A 755-nucleotide genomic window follows, 5' to 3' on the forward strand; every position below is an offset into this window, starting at 1 on the left:
GATATTATAAGTGATTTAACAATGGTATGCAAAAATTTAATAAGTGAGATTCAAAATTAGCTAAATTAATTAAAATATCATTTTTGAAATTTAATAAAATTTATGGTTATAAAATATTAACTTTAATAATTAATAAAATCTATAATTTATCTTTAAAAGCTCATATGTTATATAGATATATGAAATATTTAAATCTAAAATCTGTTCAAAGAATTAAAAAATTCAAATATAAACTTTCATCTGGGCCTTTTCGATATGAAAATTTATTGAGTCAAAACTTTAGGACTACTGAACTTAATCAAAAACTAGGAACCAATATTACATATTTGCTAACTAATAAAAAAACTTATTATTTATCAATTGTCAAAGATTTTCATAATAACCAAATTTTGGACTATCAAATTAGTAATAATTTAGGTACTAATTTTGTTTTAAAAAATATTATTAATGCTTGAATAAAAGCTGGTAAACCTAAAACATGAATTTTACAATCTGATCAAGAATTTCATTACACAAATCAAAATTATCAAAGACTTTGCAATTATTTAGGAATTAAAATATCAATGTCTAAACGAGGTAATCCATATGATATTGACCATACTGAATCATGATTTCGTACAATGAAAAGTGAATTTTTAAATCAAATTTCAAGAAAAAAGAGAACTACAAAATGAATTATAAGTAATTTACCTTATGAAATATTTAAATCTAAAATCTGTTCAAAGAATTAAAAAATTCAAATATAAACTTTCATC

Annotated in this window: 1 protein-coding gene; it reads left to right on the forward strand. The window is 20.1% G+C overall.

Annotation, left to right across the window (positions count from 1 at the left end; genetic code table 4):
* A partial coding sequence (locus C6B38_RS05995) for a DDE-type integrase/transposase/recombinase (protein ID WP_146693340.1) occupies positions 1-731 on the forward strand: 731 nt, incomplete at its 5' end.
* Positions 732-755 lie beyond the last annotated feature (24 nt).

It is taken from the genome of Spiroplasma sp. ChiS (assembly GCF_002968355.1).
GTDB lineage: Bacteria > Bacillota_I > Bacilli_A > Mycoplasmatales > Mycoplasmataceae > Spiroplasma > Spiroplasma citri.